The sequence below is a fragment of the Acinetobacter sp. PW68 genome, assembly GCF_020982655.1.
Taxonomy (GTDB): domain Bacteria; phylum Pseudomonadota; class Gammaproteobacteria; order Pseudomonadales; family Moraxellaceae; genus Acinetobacter; species Acinetobacter towneri_A.
Genome location: NZ_JAHZSX010000001.1, coordinates 2002704 through 2021568, shown reverse-complemented (window position 1 = coordinate 2021568; position 18865 = coordinate 2002704). Strand labels below are relative to the sequence as shown.

At 41.3% G+C, this 18865-nt stretch carries 16 protein-coding genes; 8 read left to right on the top strand and 8 right to left on the bottom strand.

The genetic code is table 11. The features are described 5' to 3' along the window. Window positions 1-49 precede the first annotated feature (49 nt). Window positions 50-781, bottom strand: a complete 732-nt coding sequence (locus K1T76_RS09630; protein ID WP_070155088.1) for a phosphoadenylyl-sulfate reductase — start codon at window positions 779-781, stop codon at window positions 50-52. A gap of 193 nt (window positions 782-974) precedes the next feature. Between K1T76_RS09630 and thrH the strand changes: the two genes are divergently transcribed. Then, complete coding sequence (thrH, locus tag K1T76_RS09625) at window positions 975-1592, top strand: bifunctional phosphoserine phosphatase/homoserine phosphotransferase ThrH (RefSeq protein WP_230245219.1); 618 nt, start codon at window positions 975-977, stop codon at window positions 1590-1592. Window positions 1593-1664: 72 nt separating this feature from the next. Here thrH and K1T76_RS09620 read toward each other — a convergent pair whose 3' ends face one another. The 6 genes from K1T76_RS09620 to K1T76_RS09595 form a co-directional block, all read right to left on the bottom strand. Beyond that, the gene (locus tag K1T76_RS09620; protein ID WP_230245218.1) at window positions 1665-2885 is read right to left on the bottom strand and encodes an OmpP1/FadL family transporter; all 1221 of its coding nucleotides are present in this window, start codon (window positions 2883-2885) and stop codon (window positions 1665-1667) included. Window positions 2886-3196: 311 nt separating this feature from the next. After that, the gene (locus K1T76_RS09615) at window positions 3197-4525 is read right to left on the bottom strand and encodes an OmpP1/FadL family transporter (RefSeq protein WP_178896259.1); all 1329 of its coding nucleotides are present in this window, start codon (window positions 4523-4525) and stop codon (window positions 3197-3199) included. A gap of 355 nt (window positions 4526-4880) precedes the next feature. Beyond that, window positions 4881-6503 carry an ABC transporter permease gene (locus tag K1T76_RS09610; protein WP_230245217.1) on the bottom strand — a complete coding sequence of 541 codons (1623 nt, stop codon included), beginning with the start codon at window positions 6501-6503 and terminating at the stop codon, window positions 4881-4883. Window positions 6504-6590: 87 nt separating this feature from the next. Continuing rightward, a complete protein-coding gene (locus K1T76_RS09605) occupies window positions 6591-7607 on the bottom strand; it encodes an extracellular solute-binding protein (RefSeq protein ID WP_230245216.1) in 1017 nt (338 codons plus the stop codon). A 34-nt stretch (window positions 7608-7641) separates the two neighbouring features. Further along, entirely contained in the window at window positions 7642-8760 is a 1119-nt protein-coding gene (locus tag K1T76_RS09600; RefSeq protein WP_230245215.1) for an ABC transporter ATP-binding protein, read from the bottom strand. 263 nt (window positions 8761-9023) lie between these two features. After that, window positions 9024-10379: an amino acid permease gene (locus K1T76_RS09595; RefSeq protein WP_230245648.1), complete on the bottom strand. Its 1356-nt coding sequence runs from the start codon at window positions 10377-10379 to the stop codon at window positions 9024-9026. Window positions 10380-10699: 320 nt separating this feature from the next. On the opposite strand from K1T76_RS09595, the gene prpF reads away from it, so the two are divergent. Together prpF and K1T76_RS09585 are read left to right on the top strand one after the other, a co-directional pair. Next, entirely contained in the window at window positions 10700-11890 is a 1191-nt protein-coding gene (gene prpF / locus K1T76_RS09590) for a 2-methylaconitate cis-trans isomerase PrpF (RefSeq protein WP_230245214.1), read from the top strand. A 156-nt stretch (window positions 11891-12046) separates the two neighbouring features. Continuing rightward, the gene (locus tag K1T76_RS09585) at window positions 12047-12982 is read left to right on the top strand and encodes a farnesyl diphosphate synthase (RefSeq protein WP_268259898.1); all 936 of its coding nucleotides are present in this window, start codon (window positions 12047-12049) and stop codon (window positions 12980-12982) included. A gap of 121 nt (window positions 12983-13103) precedes the next feature. On the opposite strand, the gene K1T76_RS09580 is transcribed toward K1T76_RS09585, so the two are convergent. Further along, window positions 13104-13460, bottom strand: coding sequence for a hypothetical protein (locus tag K1T76_RS09580; RefSeq protein WP_070155072.1), 357 nt, complete (start codon window positions 13458-13460; stop codon window positions 13104-13106). 439 nt (window positions 13461-13899) lie between these two features. Between K1T76_RS09580 and ndhC the strand changes: the two genes are divergently transcribed. The 5 genes from ndhC to nuoF all read left to right on the top strand — a co-directional run bounded on the left by ndhC (window position 13900) and on the right by nuoF (window position 18860). Further along, entirely contained in the window at window positions 13900-14445 is a 546-nt protein-coding gene (gene ndhC / locus K1T76_RS09575; RefSeq protein WP_004975445.1) for an NADH-quinone oxidoreductase subunit A, read from the top strand. Window positions 14446-14451: 6 nt separating this feature from the next. Beyond that, window positions 14452-15129 carry a NuoB/complex I 20 kDa subunit family protein gene (locus K1T76_RS09570; RefSeq protein WP_004975447.1) on the top strand — a complete coding sequence of 226 codons (678 nt, stop codon included), beginning with the start codon at window positions 14452-14454 and terminating at the stop codon, window positions 15127-15129. An 85-nt stretch (window positions 15130-15214) separates the two neighbouring features. Continuing rightward, window positions 15215-17002, top strand: a complete 1788-nt coding sequence (gene nuoC, locus K1T76_RS09565; protein ID WP_004975450.1) for an NADH-quinone oxidoreductase subunit C/D — start codon at window positions 15215-15217, stop codon at window positions 17000-17002. A gap of 14 nt (window positions 17003-17016) precedes the next feature. Then, window positions 17017-17526, top strand: a complete 510-nt coding sequence (gene nuoE / locus K1T76_RS09560; protein ID WP_004975451.1) for an NADH-quinone oxidoreductase subunit NuoE — start codon at window positions 17017-17019, stop codon at window positions 17524-17526. Continuing rightward, window positions 17523-18860, top strand: coding sequence for an NADH-quinone oxidoreductase subunit NuoF (gene nuoF, locus K1T76_RS09555; protein WP_230245213.1), 1338 nt, complete (start codon window positions 17523-17525; stop codon window positions 18858-18860). Before nuoE ends, nuoF begins: the two co-directional genes overlap by 4 nt. Window positions 18861-18865 lie beyond the last annotated feature (5 nt).

Genomic DNA, 18865 nt, shown 5'->3' with positions numbered 1-18865 from the left:
CAGTAGGTGGGTGATTTTTATTGACCTTAATAGGGTAATAGGGTGGAGATTATTTGAGATTTCCTGCATGCAGACCACATTCTTTGTGCGTTGCTTCTTCCCACCACCAACGACCTTCGCGTTCATGTTGGTTTGGGAGCACAGGGCGGGTGCAAGGTTCACAGCCAATTGAAATAAAACCTTTTTCATGCAAACGATTGTATGGGATTTCCATCATGCGAATGTAGTTCCACACGTCACTGCTTGACCAGTTTGCCAGTGGATTGTATTTAATTAGTTGTTTATTTGGACCAGCAAAACCTGCATCGGCTTGTACCACGGGAATATCTTGGCGTGTACCCGGGCTTTGGTCTTTACGTTGTCCTGTAATCCAGCCATCTAAAGTTGCCAGTTTTTTGCGCAAAGGTTGAACTTTGCGAATTCCGCAACATTCCTGATGTCCATCTTCAAAAAAGCTAAACAAACCTTTTTCTTGTACTAATTGTTGGACTGCTTCGGTTTCAGGAAAGCAAATTTCGATCTCAATATTATAATATTTGCGTACAGTTTCTAAAAATTGATAGGTTTCAGGATGCAAACGTCCTGTATCTAAACTAAATACACGAAATGGCAAACCTAAATTAGACGCCATATCAATCAGTACCACATCCTCTGCACCAGAAAAAGAAATTGCAACTTCACCCTGCTGGTTCAAAGCAAGTTTTAAAATTTCGCTAGGCGATTTGTCAGCATATTCGGTTGCGAGTGCATCAACGATATCTATAGTTGGAATGGTGGTCATAATATGTTCCTAGCATTCGGCTTGGAGAAGCTAAACTTACTGAATTAGGCGCTTATTTTAATAGAATTGTCAAAACTCTATTATCACTAAAAAATAAATGCTTATGAACTAAATAGATTTAAAAAAGAACAAGGCAAAAACCGAATCTTCGGCTATGATAGTGAAAATTTTTATTGGTATTTTGGGAGAACTCATGGAAATCGTATGTCTTGATCTTGAAGGTGTGTTAGTTCCAGAAATTTGGATCAACTTTGCTAAAAAAACTGGAATTAAAGAACTAGAAGCAACTACACGTGATATTCCAGACTACGATGTGTTGATGACTCAGCGTTTAAATATTCTAAAACAGCATGGCTTGGGCTTAAATGATATTCAAGCAGTGATTGCAGACATGGGGCCATTCCCGGGCGCGAAAGAGTTTGTAGAGTGGGTGAGCACACACTTCCAATTGATTATTCTTTCAGACACGTTCTATGAGTTTGCACATCCGTTGATGAAGCAATTGGGCTGGCCAACCATTTTCTGTCACAAATTAGAAACAGATGAAAATGGCATGATTACAGCATACAAATTGCGTCAACCCGACCAAAAGCGCCAGGCAGTTAAAGCCTTACACGGTTTAAATTTCCGTGTAATTGCTGCAGGTGATTCGTATAACGATACAACGATGCTAGGTGAAGCGGACAAAGGTTTCTTATTTGATGCACCTGATAATGTGATTGCCGAATTTCCGCAATTCCCTGCAATTCATGGTTATGCAGCATTAAAAGAAGCAATTCGTGGTGCTTCGTTACGTGATATTCCTGCTTAATCTGAAGCTGAATACAATAAAGGGCATCATTTGATGCCCTTTGTTTTTATGCGATATTAACAGTGCATTGATTTAGAAGCGGTAGCCAATATTTAATCCATATGCAACAGCGTAATTATTTTCAAACTTGCCTGCTTCCGTATGTGCACCTGTGACGGCATCAGCATCACCTAACCAGAAGTATTTAAATCCTGCACCAATGAAATAATTTTCGGTAGGTGAGTAGCGAACACCTGTACCCACACTCCAGTAGCCTTCAGTTGGACCTAAGGTCGTAACAGGGTTGCCGGCACCAGAATCCCAGCCTACAGATACATTACCACCCCAACGATCATTGAACTTACGTCCTACACCAACAGTTGCAGAAATTTGGTCATCTTTATAGTCAATAAGGTTAAATCCATTAGGTTTGGTGGGTACATAACCAGCTTGGCCTAATATTTGAGTAAGCTTGCCAAATTTGTATGGTTGTACTTTAAAATTTGACCAGTCCACCCAGCGAAGGTTTACAAATGCAACGGTGTTCGCCATAATTCCCGTTTGGAAATCTAGATTGACAGATTGTGGTGTTGTTAGTTGTGTTTTACCTGTAGTAGAACTAATTTGCGTCATAGTTGCATCTAGTGTAGGGATTTGGGTAAATCCTATTGCACCAAAGTTTTCATAAGCAGTCATTTCATGCTCAATTTCAGATCGGTAAGTAACAGAAGCTTTAAGTGCGATTTCAGGGATTTGATACGCAACACCCGCTAACCAACCCACAGACTCATCTTCACCTGTTTTAAAATCATAACCATTAAAGGCTGAATATGCAGTACCACGTAAAATAACAGTACCATCTACTGTCTGATATACAGCACCAGCATATAGATTCCAATTTTCATTAGGTTGATAACCCACTAACAGGTTTAAATTTTGGGTATCAACCACAACAGAAGTACTGCCTTGAAATGGTACAGGTCTACTTTCAACAAAATTATTGTTCCCAAAATATTCAGCATCGGCGCCAAAAGGTTGATCGTAAATTAAACCAATCGACACTTTGTTAGTTGCTTGAACTTTTAATGCAGCGTGTGGAAAGTAATAATCACCTGCCATGTCATCTGCTTGGTGTTTATCTTTGTCTTGACCAGATACATTTGGATCTAAAATAGAAATACCTGCTTCTGCATAATTACCCGGTTGTAAAAATGCAGCAATAGATTGACCAGAACGGTCTAAACCAGCAGCTAGCGCAGGTGTAAGTGGGAGAGTGCTAAGTAAAATAGCCGAATAAATTCTATTGAGCTTCATGGTCGTTCCCTGATGCCATCTGTAACAAAAATGTGCTGGGAAAGTAACATAATTTTAAAAAGAGTAAATACTCAGCTCTGTTGAAGAAATGAACTAAGGCGGTTAAATAAAAGGGTTGCTTAGAGTATTTATACTATATTTTTATATTAACTAAATGATAAATAAGAAAATAAAAATAAAAGATAAATTTTAAAAAATTAATATTTGGAGCAGGATTAATTGCTTGTAAAACAAGCAAATGATATGCAAGTGTATAAAATTAGAGTTAAAAAATAAAAACCACTCGAAAGTGGTTTTTATTTAATCAGAGCTTAGAAGCGATAGCCCATTTTTAAGCCGTAACCTAAAGCATGGTTATCTTCAAATTGTGCTACAGAGTTTCCTGTACCAAACATTGATGCAGGTTGAGCTTTAACATCACCTAACCAGAAGTACTTCACACCACCAGCGATAAAGTAGTTTGCAGCAGGTGAGAATTGCAGACCTAGGCCAACATTCCAGTAACCTTCAGTTGGACCTAAAGTTGAAACAGGGTTGCCTGCACCTGAATCCCAACCTACAGAGACATTACCTGCCCATTTTTCATTAAATTTACGGCCTACACCTACAGTAGCTGACCATTGATCATCTGTATAACCAACTAAATCAAAGCCATTTGGATTATCTGGGGTTAAGTTGGCAGCACCTAAAGCTTCTGAAACTGTGCCAAACTGTTCAGGACGAATTGAGAAATCTTCCCAGTTTACCCAACGCACATTAGCAAAAGCTACTGTATCAGCCATTACACCAGTTTGGAAATCAAGGTTTACAGATTGTGGAGTTGTAATCTTGGTAGAAGTATTTTCGTTATATACTGCACCTGGCCCAGGAACTAAACCAGTTAAAATTAAGCTTGTACCATATTCGTTGGTTGCTGCTTCGTGATCAATTTCAGAACGATAAGTTAATGATGCTTTTAATGCAATTTCAGGAATTTGGTAAGCTAAACCTGCAATCCAGCCTACTGCAGAATCTTCTTTCATATCTGCATTATATTGGCCTAATGCAATAGTAGAACCGTATGCGGTACCACGTAGTTGAACATTCCCTTTAATGGTCTGATATACCGCACCACCATATAGATTCCAGTTTTCAGTTGGTTGGAAGCCTACTAGGAATGTTAAATTTTCGGTTGTAACTTCTACTTCAGTTGCTTCTTGGCCGTTATGGAATAAGCCTTGTCCAGCAAATAATGCAGCTGGAAGACCCAAACCTGCTAATGCTGGGTTTGCTCCAGCATCACCAACTGAATAGGCCGCATCAGCACCAAAAGGTTGATCATATAAAAGACCCACTGATAAATTATCAGCTACTTGAAACTTTAATGCTGCACTTGGGAAGTAATAATCTTCGCCCATGTCTGATAGAGAGGTATTCTCAAGACCAGCTAATGCTGCAGGAATAGCAGGGTTAGGAGTATAGCCTGCATTAGCTTTACCAGATACAGATGGATCTAATACAGAAATACCAGCCTCAAAGTAATTACCTGGTTGTAAAAACGCTGCGATAGATTGACCTGAGCGATCTAAAGCTGCTGCAAATGCACCCGTCATTGGTACAGTTGCTAAAATCATTGCTGTGCTTAGTGCTTTTAATTTCATTATACATTTCCCTTGGGCTATAAAGTCTTTTATGACAGTTTTTGTTGATGCTTTAAGCTTTCATCTAGGATGATTTCGGCTTGTATTCACCGAGACCATTTGTTACTCCATGTGACAAAAATATCACATTTAAAATAAGAGTAAATGCTCTAGAAAAAACTATTCAGTATAAAAATTAAACCAAATAGAGTATTTGTTCTAATAAAGAGGTGTTTTTTTTCTATTAGTATTTGATAAATAAGAAATAAAATTAAAAAATTCGCTATTGCTAGAGTGTTTTTGATTGATTAAAAAAAATACTATTTTTACTCTAAAACCCATTGTTGCTCTACATATTTAGCAACAATGGGACAGATCAACGTGGGGTTTTTCCAAGCTTTGCCAATAAAATAACAGGAATCAGACCGACCAATACAATTAGTAAAGCTGCTACTGCGCCATCTTCATAAGTGCCCCTAGACGCTTCTGCATATAGCTGGGTAGCGAGTGTTTCCATATTTAAAGGACGGAGCAATAAAGTTGCTGGCAGCTCTTTCATGCAGTCTACAAAAATTAATAAAGCTGCAGAAATAATGGCAGGACGCAATAATGGCAAGTGCACACGCCATAAAATCGCAAAGCTGTTTTGTCCTAAATTACGTGCAGCATCATCAAAAACACCATGAATACGGTTATGGCCTGACTCAATGCCGCCCACCGAAATAGCTAAAAAACGCACAGCATAAGCATAAATAAGGGTAAAACTGGTGCCGAGGAATAATAAACCTGTGTGTATCCCTAATTTAAATTCTAAAAAGTCGGCAATAGTATGATCAATTTTACCCAAAGCCAGCATGAGACCAATTGCCAAAACCGTTCCTGGAATGGCATAGCCTAAGCTCGAAATGCGGCTAAACCAAGTGTGTTTGCTAAAACGTGCTGCACTGACAATAAAGAAACCAATCAAAATGGTGACGATGGTGGCAATACTAGCAAGTGATAGTGTGTTGATGGATGCTTGGATCAGATAATCTGAGAACCCTGCATATTGAATACGTTTATAGGATTCGACCAATAAATGACTGGTTGGAATTAAAAAGCCAATACAAACAGGAATTAAGCACAAACCTAGTAACACAAGCGCTTTAAGCCCTTTGACCGATTGTGCAGGCATTAAACGGCTGCGTTGAGCCGAGTTCATATAGCGCTGTTTACGCCGACCTAAACGCTCTACTAACACCAATAAGGTAATAATCATCAACATGAAAATGGCAATTTGTGCGGCACTGGCTAAATCGGACTGATTGGTCCAGGTTGAATAAATCGACAAAGTTAAGGTTTTAATGCCTAAAAATTCTGTTGCACCGATATCATTAATGGTTTCCATTAAAACCAGACTGGTACCCACAGCAATCGCAGGACGTGCCAGTGGAATTGCAACACGTAAAAACACTTGATCGGGTTTTAATCCTAATGTACGTGCGACCTCAATTAAACTGGCCGATTGCATCAGAAACATTGCACGGGTACTTAAATACACATACGGATACAGCACAAAGCTAAGCAAGAAAATGCCGCCCCAAACGCTACGAATATTGGGAAACCAAAACTGTTGTAATTCTAAATTAAACCAATCACGCAGAATGCTTTGCACAGGACCAATAGGATGCAAAATGTCGATATAACTATACGCAATAATATAAGTTGGTACAGCTAAAGGCAGCAGTAAGGCCCAATCTAAAAATGCACGACCTCGGAATTGATACGCTGTTACAATCCATGCGCTGCCTGTACCAATCAGGATGGTGAGAATACCCACACCCAACAATAAAAACCCTGTTTCTGCCAACGTGTGTGGAATTACATAACGCAGCAGATGCCCCCAAATTTCGCTATCACCTTGTAATGCTGTCCAAATTAAAGCGAGCACAGGTAAACAGGCGAGTAGCGTCAATAACCCACTGAGCGAAAATAAAAAATTAAATTTATTTTTAAGCATTGCAATAGAGGTACTAAATAAGGGGGAGGGATCAGCTGAGCATCTTACAGTGCAAAGCGCTGCACTGTAAGACAAAAGCAGAAAATTTTAGCGGTTAAATTGGACTTTATCGACCAATAAGTTTGCAGCTTTACGGTGACGTGCAATATCGCTTAAACGAATTGAATCAATATTCAGTTTGCCAAAACTAGCGATAATCGGGTCAATTTTCACCCCAGGTTTGACAGGGTATTCAAAGCCGTTTTGTGCGTAGATGGCTTGCGCATGATCTGAAGCTAAAAACTCGAGCAGTTGTACAGCTTCTTTACGGTTTGGTGCATGTTTAGAAACCACTGCACCCGATACGTTTACATGCGTTCCACCATTTTTAAAACGTGGTAACACAACATTAATCGCATTGCCCCAGCGCTTTTGTTCTGCATCACCTGTACGCATCGTGCCGACATAATAGGTGTTGGCAACGCCAATATCACAAATTTTACCTAAAATATCACGTGCCACATCACGGTCACCACCGCTGGCTGGGCGAGCTAAATTGGCTTTCACACCACGCAACCAAGTTTCGGCTTGTTTTTCACCATGATGGGCAATATAAGCCGCAATCAAACCGGTGTTATATGGATGGTTGCCTGAGCGAATACAGATTTTATTTTTCCATTTTGGATTGGCTAAATCTTCATAAGTAATCGCATTAAGCGGTGTACGGTCTTTAGAGGCATAGACGGCACGTGCACGCATCGACAAGGCATACCAATGACCATTGGCAGCACGTAAATTGGCAGGAATTGCACTATTTAAGGTTTTAGAACTCACGCGCTGAGTTAGACCACTTTCAACCAAATCAACCAAGTTCCCAAAATCTACAGTCAACATCACGTCGGCAGGCGAGCGACGGCCTTCTGCTTTCACACGTTCTAATAAACCATCTTTAATAAAAACCGTATTTACTTTTACCCCAGTTTTTTGGGTAAATTCAGTCAATAAAGTTTGAATGAGCACAGGTTCACGTGTGGTGTATAAATTGACTTCCGCTGCTTGTGCGACACTTGCACCAAATGCAAGTAAACCTGTAACAATTAATGATAGTTTCGACAATGGTTTCATACAATATTCCTAATTAAAAAATTTAAATTGAAATCTAAACCTGAATCGCGGCCTGAGTGGAAGGTGGTGTGGTGGCTGATTGCTCATCAGAAGCCAAGTAATAACAGCTGTTTAAATCGACAGAAACATAGACCTGGTCAGTAGGTTGAATATCTTGAAGGTGGTTCACTTGTGCTAAAAGCGTGAGATCATGATCGCGTAGTTTTAGATGCAGTTGTTGTGCATGACCCATAAAACTGGATGACACAATGCTTGCTGGTAATGCATTTTCACTTGGTGTTTGGCTGAGGCGCAATTGATGCGGACGGAAGCAGCAAACGATTGAGTCTTGAGCGTTTACATGTTCTGGTAAATCAATCTTGCCAAATACAGTGTGAATTTCTTGCTGCTTGATGCGCGTTGGAATTTCATTCAACGAAGAAAAATAACGTGCAGCAAACAACGTTTTCGGCTGTAAATAAAGTTGTTTCGGTGAACCAATTTGAATAATTTGCCCTTGGTGCATCAAAATAATTTGATCGGCAATTTGCAGTGCTTCTTCTGGGTCATGTGTCACGATAACCGTAGTCGTTTCAGTTTGTTTGAGCAGTTGAATGGTGTTTTGACGAATTTGATCACGCAGACGATGATCCAAATTTGAAAAAGGTTCATCCATTAACAAGACTTGTGGTTCTGGTGCTAAGGCGCGCGCTAGGGCAACGCGTTGTTGTTCACCGCCTGAAAGTGTATATGGATAGCTGTCTTTGTGGTGCAGCATGGAAACATGGGCTAAAGCCTGTTTGGCAATAGTTTCCCGCTGCGCTTTGGGAAATTTCTTTAAGCCAAAGATAACATTGTCTAACACACTTAAATGCGGAAAAAGTGCGTAATCTTGAAAGACTAAACCAATATGGCGAGCTTCTGCAGGAATCTGCGCATGTTCACTCCACAAGGTATTCTGTTCTAGTTGAATTGTGCCGCTGCTAGGTGTTTCCAAACCTGCAATCAGACGCAGCATCGTGGTTTTGCCACAGCCTGAATGACCTAATAAACATACAATTTGTCCACTCATTGCCGACCATGTTGCTTGTTGCACTGCAAAACGCGAGCCAAACTTTTTACTGAGCTGTTGAATCGTCAAGACTTTGGCAGGTTGAGCAGCGTACGCATTCATAGTTCATTCACACGACAAATTTTGTGCTCAAATGATAACTAAGAATTCTTCTCATGTAGAGTCTTTTTATCATTTGGAATGTAAATGATGTAGCTTTTGCGACAGAAAAGTTGAAATATCAACTGAAAAGAATAGGTTGGAATTTAAATTATTTTACATGCAATGCTTTATTTAGGGGGCGAAAGAGGATGTTGCACTTAAAAGCAAAAAAGTTACTGCCGAAGCAATAACTTTTTAGTTTTTAGAAATATATGCTGTACAAATTAAGGTTTTTTCGCATTAAGCACTTTAAATAAAATGTACATCAAGACCACCCACACAGGAATCATAATGACTGATTCTTTAAAGCCTTGAGTCCACATAATATAAAGTACCACTGCAATAAACGCTAAAACCAAATAGTTGCTCAATGGTGACCATAGCGCAGGGAACTTGGTTGGAATCGCTAATTTTTTCAGTGTGCTAGTAAATTTGAGGTGAGTCAAACTGATCATCGCCCAGTTTAAAACCAATGCACCCACGACAATATACATGAGGTGGCTTAAAGCTTCTTCAGGAACAAAGTAGTTCAATAATACACAGCCGAAAATTAATACTGCAGAGAATAATACTGCTGGAATTGGCACACCTTGTTTATTCACTTTCAGGAAAATCTTTGGTGCGTTGCCTTGTTTGGCTAAACCAAACAGCATACGGCTGTTGGCATACATCCCACTGTTATATACAGAAAGTGCCGCAGTCAAAATCACGAAATTCAGTAAGTGTGCTGCCCATTCAATGCCCATTTGACTAAAGATCATCACGAATGGACTTTTATCTAACCCGCCTAAATCTAACTGATTCCAAGGCACTAAAGATAATAGAATGGTGAGTGAACCGATATAGAAAACCAGAATACGGAACACCACTTGGTTAATGGCTTTAGGAATGGTTTTTTCAGGATCTTGCGCTTCTGCGGCTGCCATACCAATTAACTCAATGCCGCCAAAGGCAAACATGAGGAATGCCAACATAAAGAACAGACCTTCAAAGCCATTCGGGAAGAAGCCACCATGCGTCCAAAGGTTGCTGAATGATGCGGTTGAATTGGCATCTGCAGAAAGTAAGAGATACAAACCAAAGACAATCATCGAAACCACAGCTGCGACTTTAATGATTGCTAGCCAGAACTCTGATTCACCGTAGAACTTTACATTGCCCAAGTTAATAATGGTAATTACAATGAAAAAGAACAGTGCCGAAGTCCAAGCAGGAATATGCGGCCACCAATAGTTAATATATTTGGCAACTGCGGTGAGTTCTGCCATTGCCACCAAAATATACAAAATCCAGTAATTCCAACCTGCTAAAAAGCCGGGGAATTTACCTGCATATTTATAGGCAAAGTGACTGAATGATCCTGCAACGGGCTCATGAACAATCATTTCCCCCAATTGGCGCATAATTAAAAATGCAATAAGACCACCAATGGCATAACCCAAAATAATAGAGGGGCCAGCAGATTGGATGACCTGCGCGGAACCTAAGAATAAGCCTGTACCAATTGCGCCACCCATGGCAATCAATTGAATATGGCGGTTCTTTAAGCCACGCTGAAGTTGTGAAGACTCGTTGTTCAAAGTATTCAGCCCGACAAGGAAAAAGTGACAAGATTGTAATAGATCAAATTTCATTAGCCTAGTAGCTAGACAATAATGAAATAAATTTATGATAAATATTAAAATACTTTATCGTTTCTATTCGTATAAAAAATAAGTGAATCAATATATTAATTTTATTTTTACTATATAAATCAAGATGACTGGTTAGGTTGAAATTCACCAAATGTTGTTTTTTTATACTTAAGTCAAGGCCGCGATACCTTTTGAATAAAAACCGTTATGATGCAAAAGGGTCTTTTTAAATGGCCATAACAATCAAAAACAAGGGAATAAAATTCATGCGTTTTGCACCACAAGTTAAAATTCCAGCAACATATATGCGTGGCGGTACCAGTAAAGGCGTATTTTTTAAAGTTGATGATTTACCTGCAGCAGCGCAGCAGCCAGGGAAAGTTCGAGATCAAATTTTATTGCGTGTGATTGGCAGTCCAGATCCCTACGCCAAGCAAATTGATGGAATGGGTGGTGCGAGCTCGAGTACTAGTAAAACCGTGATTTTAGCCAAAAGTATTCAACTCGATCACGATGTCGATTATTTATTTGGACAAGTTTCGATTGATCAGCCATTTGTAGATTGGAGTGGTAACTGCGGTAACTTAACAGCTGCAGTCGGGGCGTTTGCAATCAGCAACGGCTTGGTTGATGCCAGTAAAATTCCAGAAAACGGCATTTGTACCGTACGCATTTGGCAAAAAAATATTGAAAAAACCATAATCGCGCATGTGCCAATGATAAATGGTCAGGTGCAAGAAACGGGTGATTTTGAGTTGGATGGCGTGACTTTTCCTGCCGCAGAAGTACAAATTGAATTTTTAGACCCTGCCGATGATGGAGAAGAAGGTGGGGCAATGTTCCCCACTGGAAATGTCGTGGATACTTTGCATGTGCCAGATATTGGAACATTTCAAGCGACTTTTATTAATGCGGGTATCCCAACAATTTTCCTCAATGCAGAAGAAATTGGTTATACAGGCACAGAACTGCAAGATGCAATCAATGGTGATGCACAAGCTTTGGCACGTTTTGAAACCATTCGCGCTTATGGGGCTAAACAAATGGGGCTGATTCAGGAAATTGCTGAAGCTGAAAAACGTCAACATACGCCAAAAATTGCCTTTGTTTCTGCGCCAAAAAGTTATGTATCTTCAAGTGGCAAACAGATTCAGGCTGAAGACACTGATTTGTTAGTCCGTGCATTGTCGATGGGTAAATTACACCATGCCATGATGGGCACTGCAGCTGTCGCAATTGGTACAGCTGCAGCTATTCCAGGAACTTTGGTTAACTTGGCTGCAGGCGGGGGCGAACGTGAAGCTGTACGTTTTGGACATCCATCAGGTACGCTTCGTGTGGGTGCGCAAGCCGTACAGGAAAATGGACAATGGCAAGTGAAAAAAGCCGTGATGAGCCGTAGTGCGCGTGTATTAATGGAAGGTTGGGTGCGTGTACCTGCGGAAACATTAGAATAAGTTTTGCTTTGAACAAATAATAGCTAGCGATATATAGCCTCTATTTCAATAGGGGCTTTTTTATGGCTGGAATGTTATATCAGTTCAGTTAAGGCTTAAAAAACTTTGAATTATAGGTACAATGCAGCTACACAGGTAGCTTACTGCTTATTAGACATGAACCAACAACTCGAGGCGAATGTGTCATCTCTTCACGATTTACAGGCGCATGCATTAACCGCAGCCCAACAACGTATTCAGCCAGACTTGCTTACCGCTTTAGAGGCTTTTGCATTGCCAGAACCGTTAAAATCTGCTGTGCATCATGCAGTCATGTTGGGTGGAAAACGTGTTCGTCCTGCCTTGTGTTATGCCACTGCAGCATTAAGACCGAATCAAAACTCTGCTGCGGTACGCCGTGCTGCGGTTGCGATTGAACTCATTCATTGCTACTCATTGGCTCATGATGATCTGCCATGTATGGATAATGATTTATTGCGTCGTGGGCAACCGACGTGCCATGCGGCGTATGGTGAAGATACAGCACTGTTGGCAGGTGATATTTTACAGTCGATGGCATTTGAAATCTTAGGCAGCCGATTGTTTGATCAGTCTGCTGCGGTAGATCAAGGCATTGTGCTCAAACAGATGCAAATTTTAGCCACTGCTTCTTCAAAAATGGTGTGTGGACAGGTTTTAGACTTGCAGTCTGAAGGTAAACAGGTGGATCAGGCGACTTTGGAAAATATCCACCGTAATAAAACAGGTGCGTTAATTTCTGCAGCCGTGATGATGGCCGCTGTGACAGTGTTTGATGGACGTGATAAAGCGATTCCGCAATTACGTGAATATGCGCAGGCGATTGGTTTAGCCTTTCAGGTGCAAGACGATATTTTAGATATTATTTCGGATACTGAAGTATTGGGTAAAACTGCAGGGAAAGATCAAGAAGTTGAAAAATCGACCTATCCTGCACTCATGGGCTTGGAAAAAGCACAAGCTTATGCACAAGAATTGCACGATCAAGCCTTTGCTGCATTAACATATTTTAAAAACGACAACGTCTTAGAGTTACAGCAGATTTCAGAGTTTTTATTGTCACGTAAAAGCTGAATTATTTGAGATAAGGGGCTTATGGCTCCCGATACTCAAAAGCGAGCAGATGCTCGCTTTTTTTTGCTTTATGAAAGTGTTAGCTGTTTAAAACACACTTTAATGCAGATTCTATACGGCTTTATTCTTGCAGGGTTGCATCGGGTGCCAAAATTGCTTTGCCTTGTTTTAAGCTGTCTAAAGCCTCACGGTTAAAATCTACCAACAAAGAATTGTTTTGTGGATCAATCGCATAACGACTAATTAATTTTTGATCGCCCTGTAAGGTTTCAAGGCGGTATTCATCTGCAATATTCATAATGCCGTCTAAATTAATGGTGGCAGATGCTTTGTCTTGGCGAAATAATTCGTAAATATCACGCAGGTCAAAAATTGCATTTTGTGCATCAGGATGCTTTTCAAAATAATTTTGCAAATGACGAATAAATAATTGCGCAAACATAAAGTAATTTGGTTTGTGGGTATAGTCTAAGCTCATGTGTTTACTCCTTATTATTCAAATTTTAATGCATACTAGGAATAGCACACTCTGGACGAAAAATTAAAGAAACTCAGGGCTTAAGTTGCAAAAAATACACAAACTTTTGTGTGGCTTAAACTAAGCTGAAACCTGAAGTTGCGATGATCTCTCTATAAATTTAAAAACTTTGCAACGAAGCGCTTAATTGGTGTTATGGAAAAAATAATCACAACTGATTTATCTATTTATTAAAGCGATTAAGAGCCCTGCGGAGTAGTGGAATTCTAAAATATCAAGTATTTGAATAAAAAATCATCCGAAAGACTAAGACTTATGAACTAGCAAGTGAAATCATAAATCAGGTACAATTGGCGTGATTAATTTTGTGTTTGGTGTATTTGAAGGCCAATACATACATTCTTTGTTAATAAATAGGCCTGCCAGGAGTTATCCCCGCATGAGTGCCATTACTCCATACGAATGGGCAATTATTGCCTTCGTGATCGGCGTTACATTTTTATGCGTCTTTATGCTGACTGTTCCTTTACTCCTTGGGGGTAAATCATGGGGGCGTGCGAAGCAAGAGCAGTTTGAGTCGGGTGTTGTAGGTGCTGGTGGAGCACGTATCCGCTTATCTGCAAAGTTCTATTTGGTTGCAATTTTCTTCGTTGTTTTCGACTTAGAAGCACTTTATCTATACGCATGGGCAGCTTCTGTTCGTGAAGTAGGTTGGGTGGGCTTTGCAACGGCTGCTGTATTTATTTTAGTTTTACTCGTTGGCTTAATTTATGAATTATCAACTGGTGCGCTGAACTGGGCTCCATCTGATAAGCGTAAAGCAGCAGGGATTAAACCTAAAATTGGTTCGCCAAATATGGATCTTGCAGAAATCACACGCTTTAACTCAATTGAAGAATTGGTAACGGACCCTACCGGTCAAATTCCAGCTCAATCCTCTGGTCGTGTAAAAAAATCTGCGACTACCTCATCTGACAAGGAGTAACTCGGGATGAAATATACCTTAACCCGTGCGAATCCCGATGCTGATCAATATCCACTTCAAGAGCGTCAAATCGTAACCGATCCGCTTGAAGAAGAAGTGAATAAAAATGTGTTCATGACTCGTTTAGAGGACCTGGCACATACAGCAGTAAACTGGGGACGTAAGAACTCAGTTTGGCCGTTTAACTTTGGCACATCGTGCTGCTACGTTGAGTATGCAACCACCTTAACAGGTGTGCATGACTTGTCACGTTTTGGTGCAGAGGTTATTCGTGCTTCACCGCGTCAGGCAGACTTAATGATTGTTGCAGGTACGTGTTTTGTGAAAATGGCACCTGTAATTCAGCGTTTGTACGAGCAAATGCTTGAGCCTAAATGGGTCATATCAATGGGCGCCTGTGCAAACTCAGGTGGTATGTACGACATTTATTCAGTTGTGCAAGGTGTGGATAAAATCATTCCTGTGGATGTGTACATTCCAGGTTGCCCACCGCGTCCTGAAGCATTAATCCAAGCATTGATGTTATTACAAGACCAAATTCAATTAGAGCGTCGTCCGTTGTCAGCGGTGATTGGTGATGATCTTAAGCCAGTGTATAAGCCGAAGATGATGCCAGAACGTGACCGTAAGAATGCGCAGCGTATTGCGGTGAAAAACTTACGCTCTATGGATGAAATTAAATAATTTAAACGTACAAATATTGATGCACCCGACGGGTGTAGTTGTCGTTTAGGTTGACTGAATTTGTATTAAATAGGAAGCCAAGCCAATGGCTGAAACTGACATTGCTATGCCAGAATCAACTGCAGTTGATTCACGCCCAGCATTTGCAATTGTAGAAGAGCTCAAAACCAAATTTGGTGAGAACTTCTACGTGCAAACGACTTTTGAAGATTTTCCAACAGTCTGGGTTGAGCGCGCACGTGTACAAGAAGTTTTAATGTTCTTGCGTACAGTGTCACGTCCATACGTGATGTTGTTCGACTTGTCTGCGGTAGATGAGCGTTTGCGTACTCACCGCGATGGTCTACCTGCGTCTGACTTTACTGTGTTCTATCACTTGTTATCGCTTGAGCGTAACACGGACATTCGTATTAAAGTTGCCTTGAATGAGAGTGATCTCAACATTCCAACAGCAACCAACATTTGGCCAAATGCCAACTGGTACGAGCGTGAAGCTTACGATATGTTTGGTATCAACTTCGAAGGGCATCCAATGCTTCGTCGTATCTTGTTGCCAACATATTGGGAAGGTCATCCTTTACGCAAAGAGTATTCTGCACGTGCAACGGAATATACACCGTATATGCAGAACCAAGCCAAACAAGACTTCGAGCAAGAACACCTTCGCTTTGTGCCTGAAGATTGGGGCTTAAAGCGGGGTAATAAAGACGAAGACTTCATGTTCCTGAACTTGGGTCCTAACCACCCATCTGCGCACGGTGCGTTCCGTGTAATTTTGCAGTTGGATGGTGAAGAAGTGAAAGACTGTGTGCCAGATATCGGCTATCACCACCGTGGTGTGGAAAAGATGGCTGAACGTCAAACTTGGCATTCATTCATTCCGTATACTGACCGTGTGGACTATTTGGGTGGTTGTGCTCAAAACATGCCGTATGTGATGGGTGTGGAACAATTGGCAGGCATTACTGTGCCAGACCGCGCACAATGTATTCGTGTCATGATGTCTGAATTGTTCCGTATCAATAACCACTTATTGTTCATTGGTACTGCAATTCAGGATGCGGGTGGTATGACCCCTGTATTCTATATGTTCGCAGACCGTCAAAAAATCTACGATGCGATTGAAGCCATTACGGGTTACCGTATGCACCCAGCATGGTTCCGTATCGGTGGTACCGCACACGACTTACCAAACAACTGGCAACACCTGATTCGTGAAATCTTAGAGTGGATGCCAAAACGTATGAACGAATACTACACTGCGGCATTACGCAACTCGGTATTCATGGGTCGTACGCAAGGCGTAGCGCAGTATGATGCGAAATCTGCCTTGGCTTGGGGTGTGACAGGTACTGGTTTACGTGCAACAGGTATCGACTTTGACGTGCGTAAATACCGTCCATACAGTGGTTATGAAAACTATGACTTCGAAGTACCTGTAGAGTACGAAGGCGATGCTTACGCACGTGTACTGGTTCACTTCCGTGAAATCGAAGAGTCATTGAAAATCATCAAACAATGTCTAGATAACATGCCATCTGGTCCATATAAAGCAGACCATCCATTGGCTGTTCCACCACCAAAAGACAAGACATTACAAGATATTGAAACCTTGATTACGCACTTCTTAAGCGTGTCTTGGGGTCCTGTAATGCCTGCTGGTGAAGCATCTGTAATGGCAGAAGTGGTGAAAGGTGCATCTAACTATTACTTGACTTCAGATAAGTCGACGATGAGTTACCGTACCCGTATTCGTACACCAACTTTCACGCATTTACAGCAAATGCCTTCTGTGATTAACGGCAGTCTGGTATCTGACTTAATCATTTATTTAGCGACCATTGACGTCGTAATGGCAGACGTGGATCGCTAAGGGGTAAACGCATTATGATGATTTTGACTGATAAAAAGCCACGTGTGAATGTTGAAGGGATTTTAACTGCGGAAGAAATCCATGAAATTGAACATCACATTGGTCATTATCCGTACCCACGTGCAGCATCTTTAGATGCCTTGAAGTGTGTACAGCGCCGTAATGGCTGGGTAGATGACGCGCAGTTAAATGCAATTGCACAGCTTCTCACCATCAGCGTTGCTGATTTAGAAGGTGTTGCAACTTTCTATAACCGTATTTATCGCCAGCCTGTAGGTCGCCACGTGATTTTATTGTGTGACTCGATTGCATGCTTCTTGATGGGTGCAGAAACACTGGCAGAAGCATTCCAACGTGAATTAGGCATTCAGTTTGGTCAAACGACTGCAGATGGTCGTTTCACGTTATTGCCAATTTGCTGTTTAGGAAATTGCGACAAGGGACCTACCTTGATGATTGATGAAGATACTCACGGTTTAGTTGAGGTGACATCGGTGCAACAGTTATTGGAGAAGTATGTATGAATACCGAACCAAGACCAATTTATGGTGACGGTAACCCAGAAACGCATCCATTAACTTGGCGTTTAAGCAAGCAAGAGCACGTGCGTAATGCAGATGATTACGAAGCGCTAGAAGGTTATGCAGGCTTTAAGAAAGCGATTTCTATGCCGCCTAAAGATGTGCTTGAAGTCATTAAAGCTGCGACAGTAAAAGGTCGTGGTGGTGCAGGCTTCCCAGCAGGGATCAAATGGTCACTGATGGCGCCAAACGACAATTCAGGTCCACGTTACCTGATTTGTAATGCTGATGAGATGGAGCCGGGTACTTTCAAAGACCGTTTGTTGATGGAAAAACTTCCTCATCAACTGATTGAAGGTATGTTGATTGCAGCTTATACGCTTGAAGCTACACACGGTTATATCTTTATTCGTGGCGAATACATCGAAGCTGCACAGTACTTAAATGAAGCGATTGAGCAAATTCGTGCCAAAGGTTATTTGGGCGAAAACATTTTAGGTACAGGTTGGGGCTTTGAGCTATACGTGCACACAGGCGCAGGTCGTTATATCTGTGGTGAAGAAACTGCATTGATTAACTCGCTTGAAGGCCGTCGTGCTAACCCACGTACTAAACCACCATTCCCGCAAGTTGCAGGGGCATGGGGTCGTCCAACGATTGTCAACAACGTAGAAACCTATAACAACTTACCTGCAATCATGTTACGTGGTGCAGAGTGGTATATCGGTTTATCTGCAGGCAAATCGAAAGATCCTGGCACAAAAATTTACGGTGCGTCAGGTAAGGTGAAATTCCCTGGTCTATGGGAACTTCCATTTGGTACGACTGCACGTGAAGTGATTGAAGACTATGCGGGTGGCATGCGTGATGGCTTGAAGCTAAAAGCATGGTTACCAGGTGGTGCATCTACTGACTTCTTGGCGGCAGAACACATTGACTTGCCAATGGATGCAGAGAGCATCATGAAAGCAGGTTCACGTTTAGGTACGTGTTTGCTGATGGTGGTCGATGAAACCCAATGTATGGTTTCTGCAACCCGTAACTTAGAAGAATTCTTTGCGCGCGAATCATGTGGTTTCTGTACCCCATGTCGTGATGGCTTACCATGGGCTGTAAAAGCACTCAAAGCAATTGAAAATGGCGAGGGGAAAGAAGAAGACATTCAACATCTTCAAGAACTCACCAAAAAATTGTGGATTGGTAAGACCTTCTGTGCTCACGCACCAGGTGCGATGGAGCCATTAATGGGCGCACTCAAATATTTCCGTAGCGAGTTTGAAGCAAAAGTGGCAAATAGCCGTCCTGCTACTCAAGCTAGCAACGTAGAACAAGCTTAAGGAAT

Bases quoted from the DNA above. Each gene is read 5' to 3' on its own strand.
- K1T76_RS09610 (WP_230245217.1), bottom strand. From the start codon at position 6,503: ATGCTTAAAAATAAATTTAATTTTTTATTTTCGCTCAGTGGGTTATTG.
- K1T76_RS09585 (WP_268259898.1), top strand. From the start codon at position 12,047: ATGAACCAACAACTCGAGGCGAATGTGTCATCTCTTCACGATTTACAG.
- ndhC (WP_004975445.1), top strand. From the start codon at position 13,900: ATGAGTGCCATTACTCCATACGAATGGGCAATTATTGCCTTCGTGATC.
- K1T76_RS09580 (WP_070155072.1), bottom strand. From the start codon at position 13,460: ATGAGCTTAGACTATACCCACAAACCAAATTACTTTATGTTTGCGCAA.
- K1T76_RS09600 (WP_230245215.1), bottom strand. From the start codon at position 8,760: ATGAATGCGTACGCTGCTCAACCTGCCAAAGTCTTGACGATTCAACAG.
- thrH (WP_230245219.1), top strand. From the start codon at position 975: ATGGAAATCGTATGTCTTGATCTTGAAGGTGTGTTAGTTCCAGAAATT.
- K1T76_RS09570 (WP_004975447.1), top strand. From the start codon at position 14,452: ATGAAATATACCTTAACCCGTGCGAATCCCGATGCTGATCAATATCCA.
- prpF (WP_230245214.1), top strand. From the start codon at position 10,700: ATGCGTTTTGCACCACAAGTTAAAATTCCAGCAACATATATGCGTGGC.
- nuoC (WP_004975450.1), top strand. From the start codon at position 15,215: ATGGCTGAAACTGACATTGCTATGCCAGAATCAACTGCAGTTGATTCA.
- K1T76_RS09615 (WP_178896259.1), bottom strand. From the start codon at position 4,525: ATGAAATTAAAAGCACTAAGCACAGCAATGATTTTAGCAACTGTACCA.
- K1T76_RS09605 (WP_230245216.1), bottom strand. From the start codon at position 7,607: ATGAAACCATTGTCGAAACTATCATTAATTGTTACAGGTTTACTTGCA.
- nuoE (WP_004975451.1), top strand. From the start codon at position 17,017: ATGATGATTTTGACTGATAAAAAGCCACGTGTGAATGTTGAAGGGATT.
- nuoF (WP_230245213.1), top strand. From the start codon at position 17,523: ATGAATACCGAACCAAGACCAATTTATGGTGACGGTAACCCAGAAACG.
- K1T76_RS09630 (WP_070155088.1), bottom strand. From the start codon at position 781: ATGACCACCATTCCAACTATAGATATCGTTGATGCACTCGCAACCGAA.
- K1T76_RS09620 (WP_230245218.1), bottom strand. From the start codon at position 2,885: ATGAAGCTCAATAGAATTTATTCGGCTATTTTACTTAGCACTCTCCCA.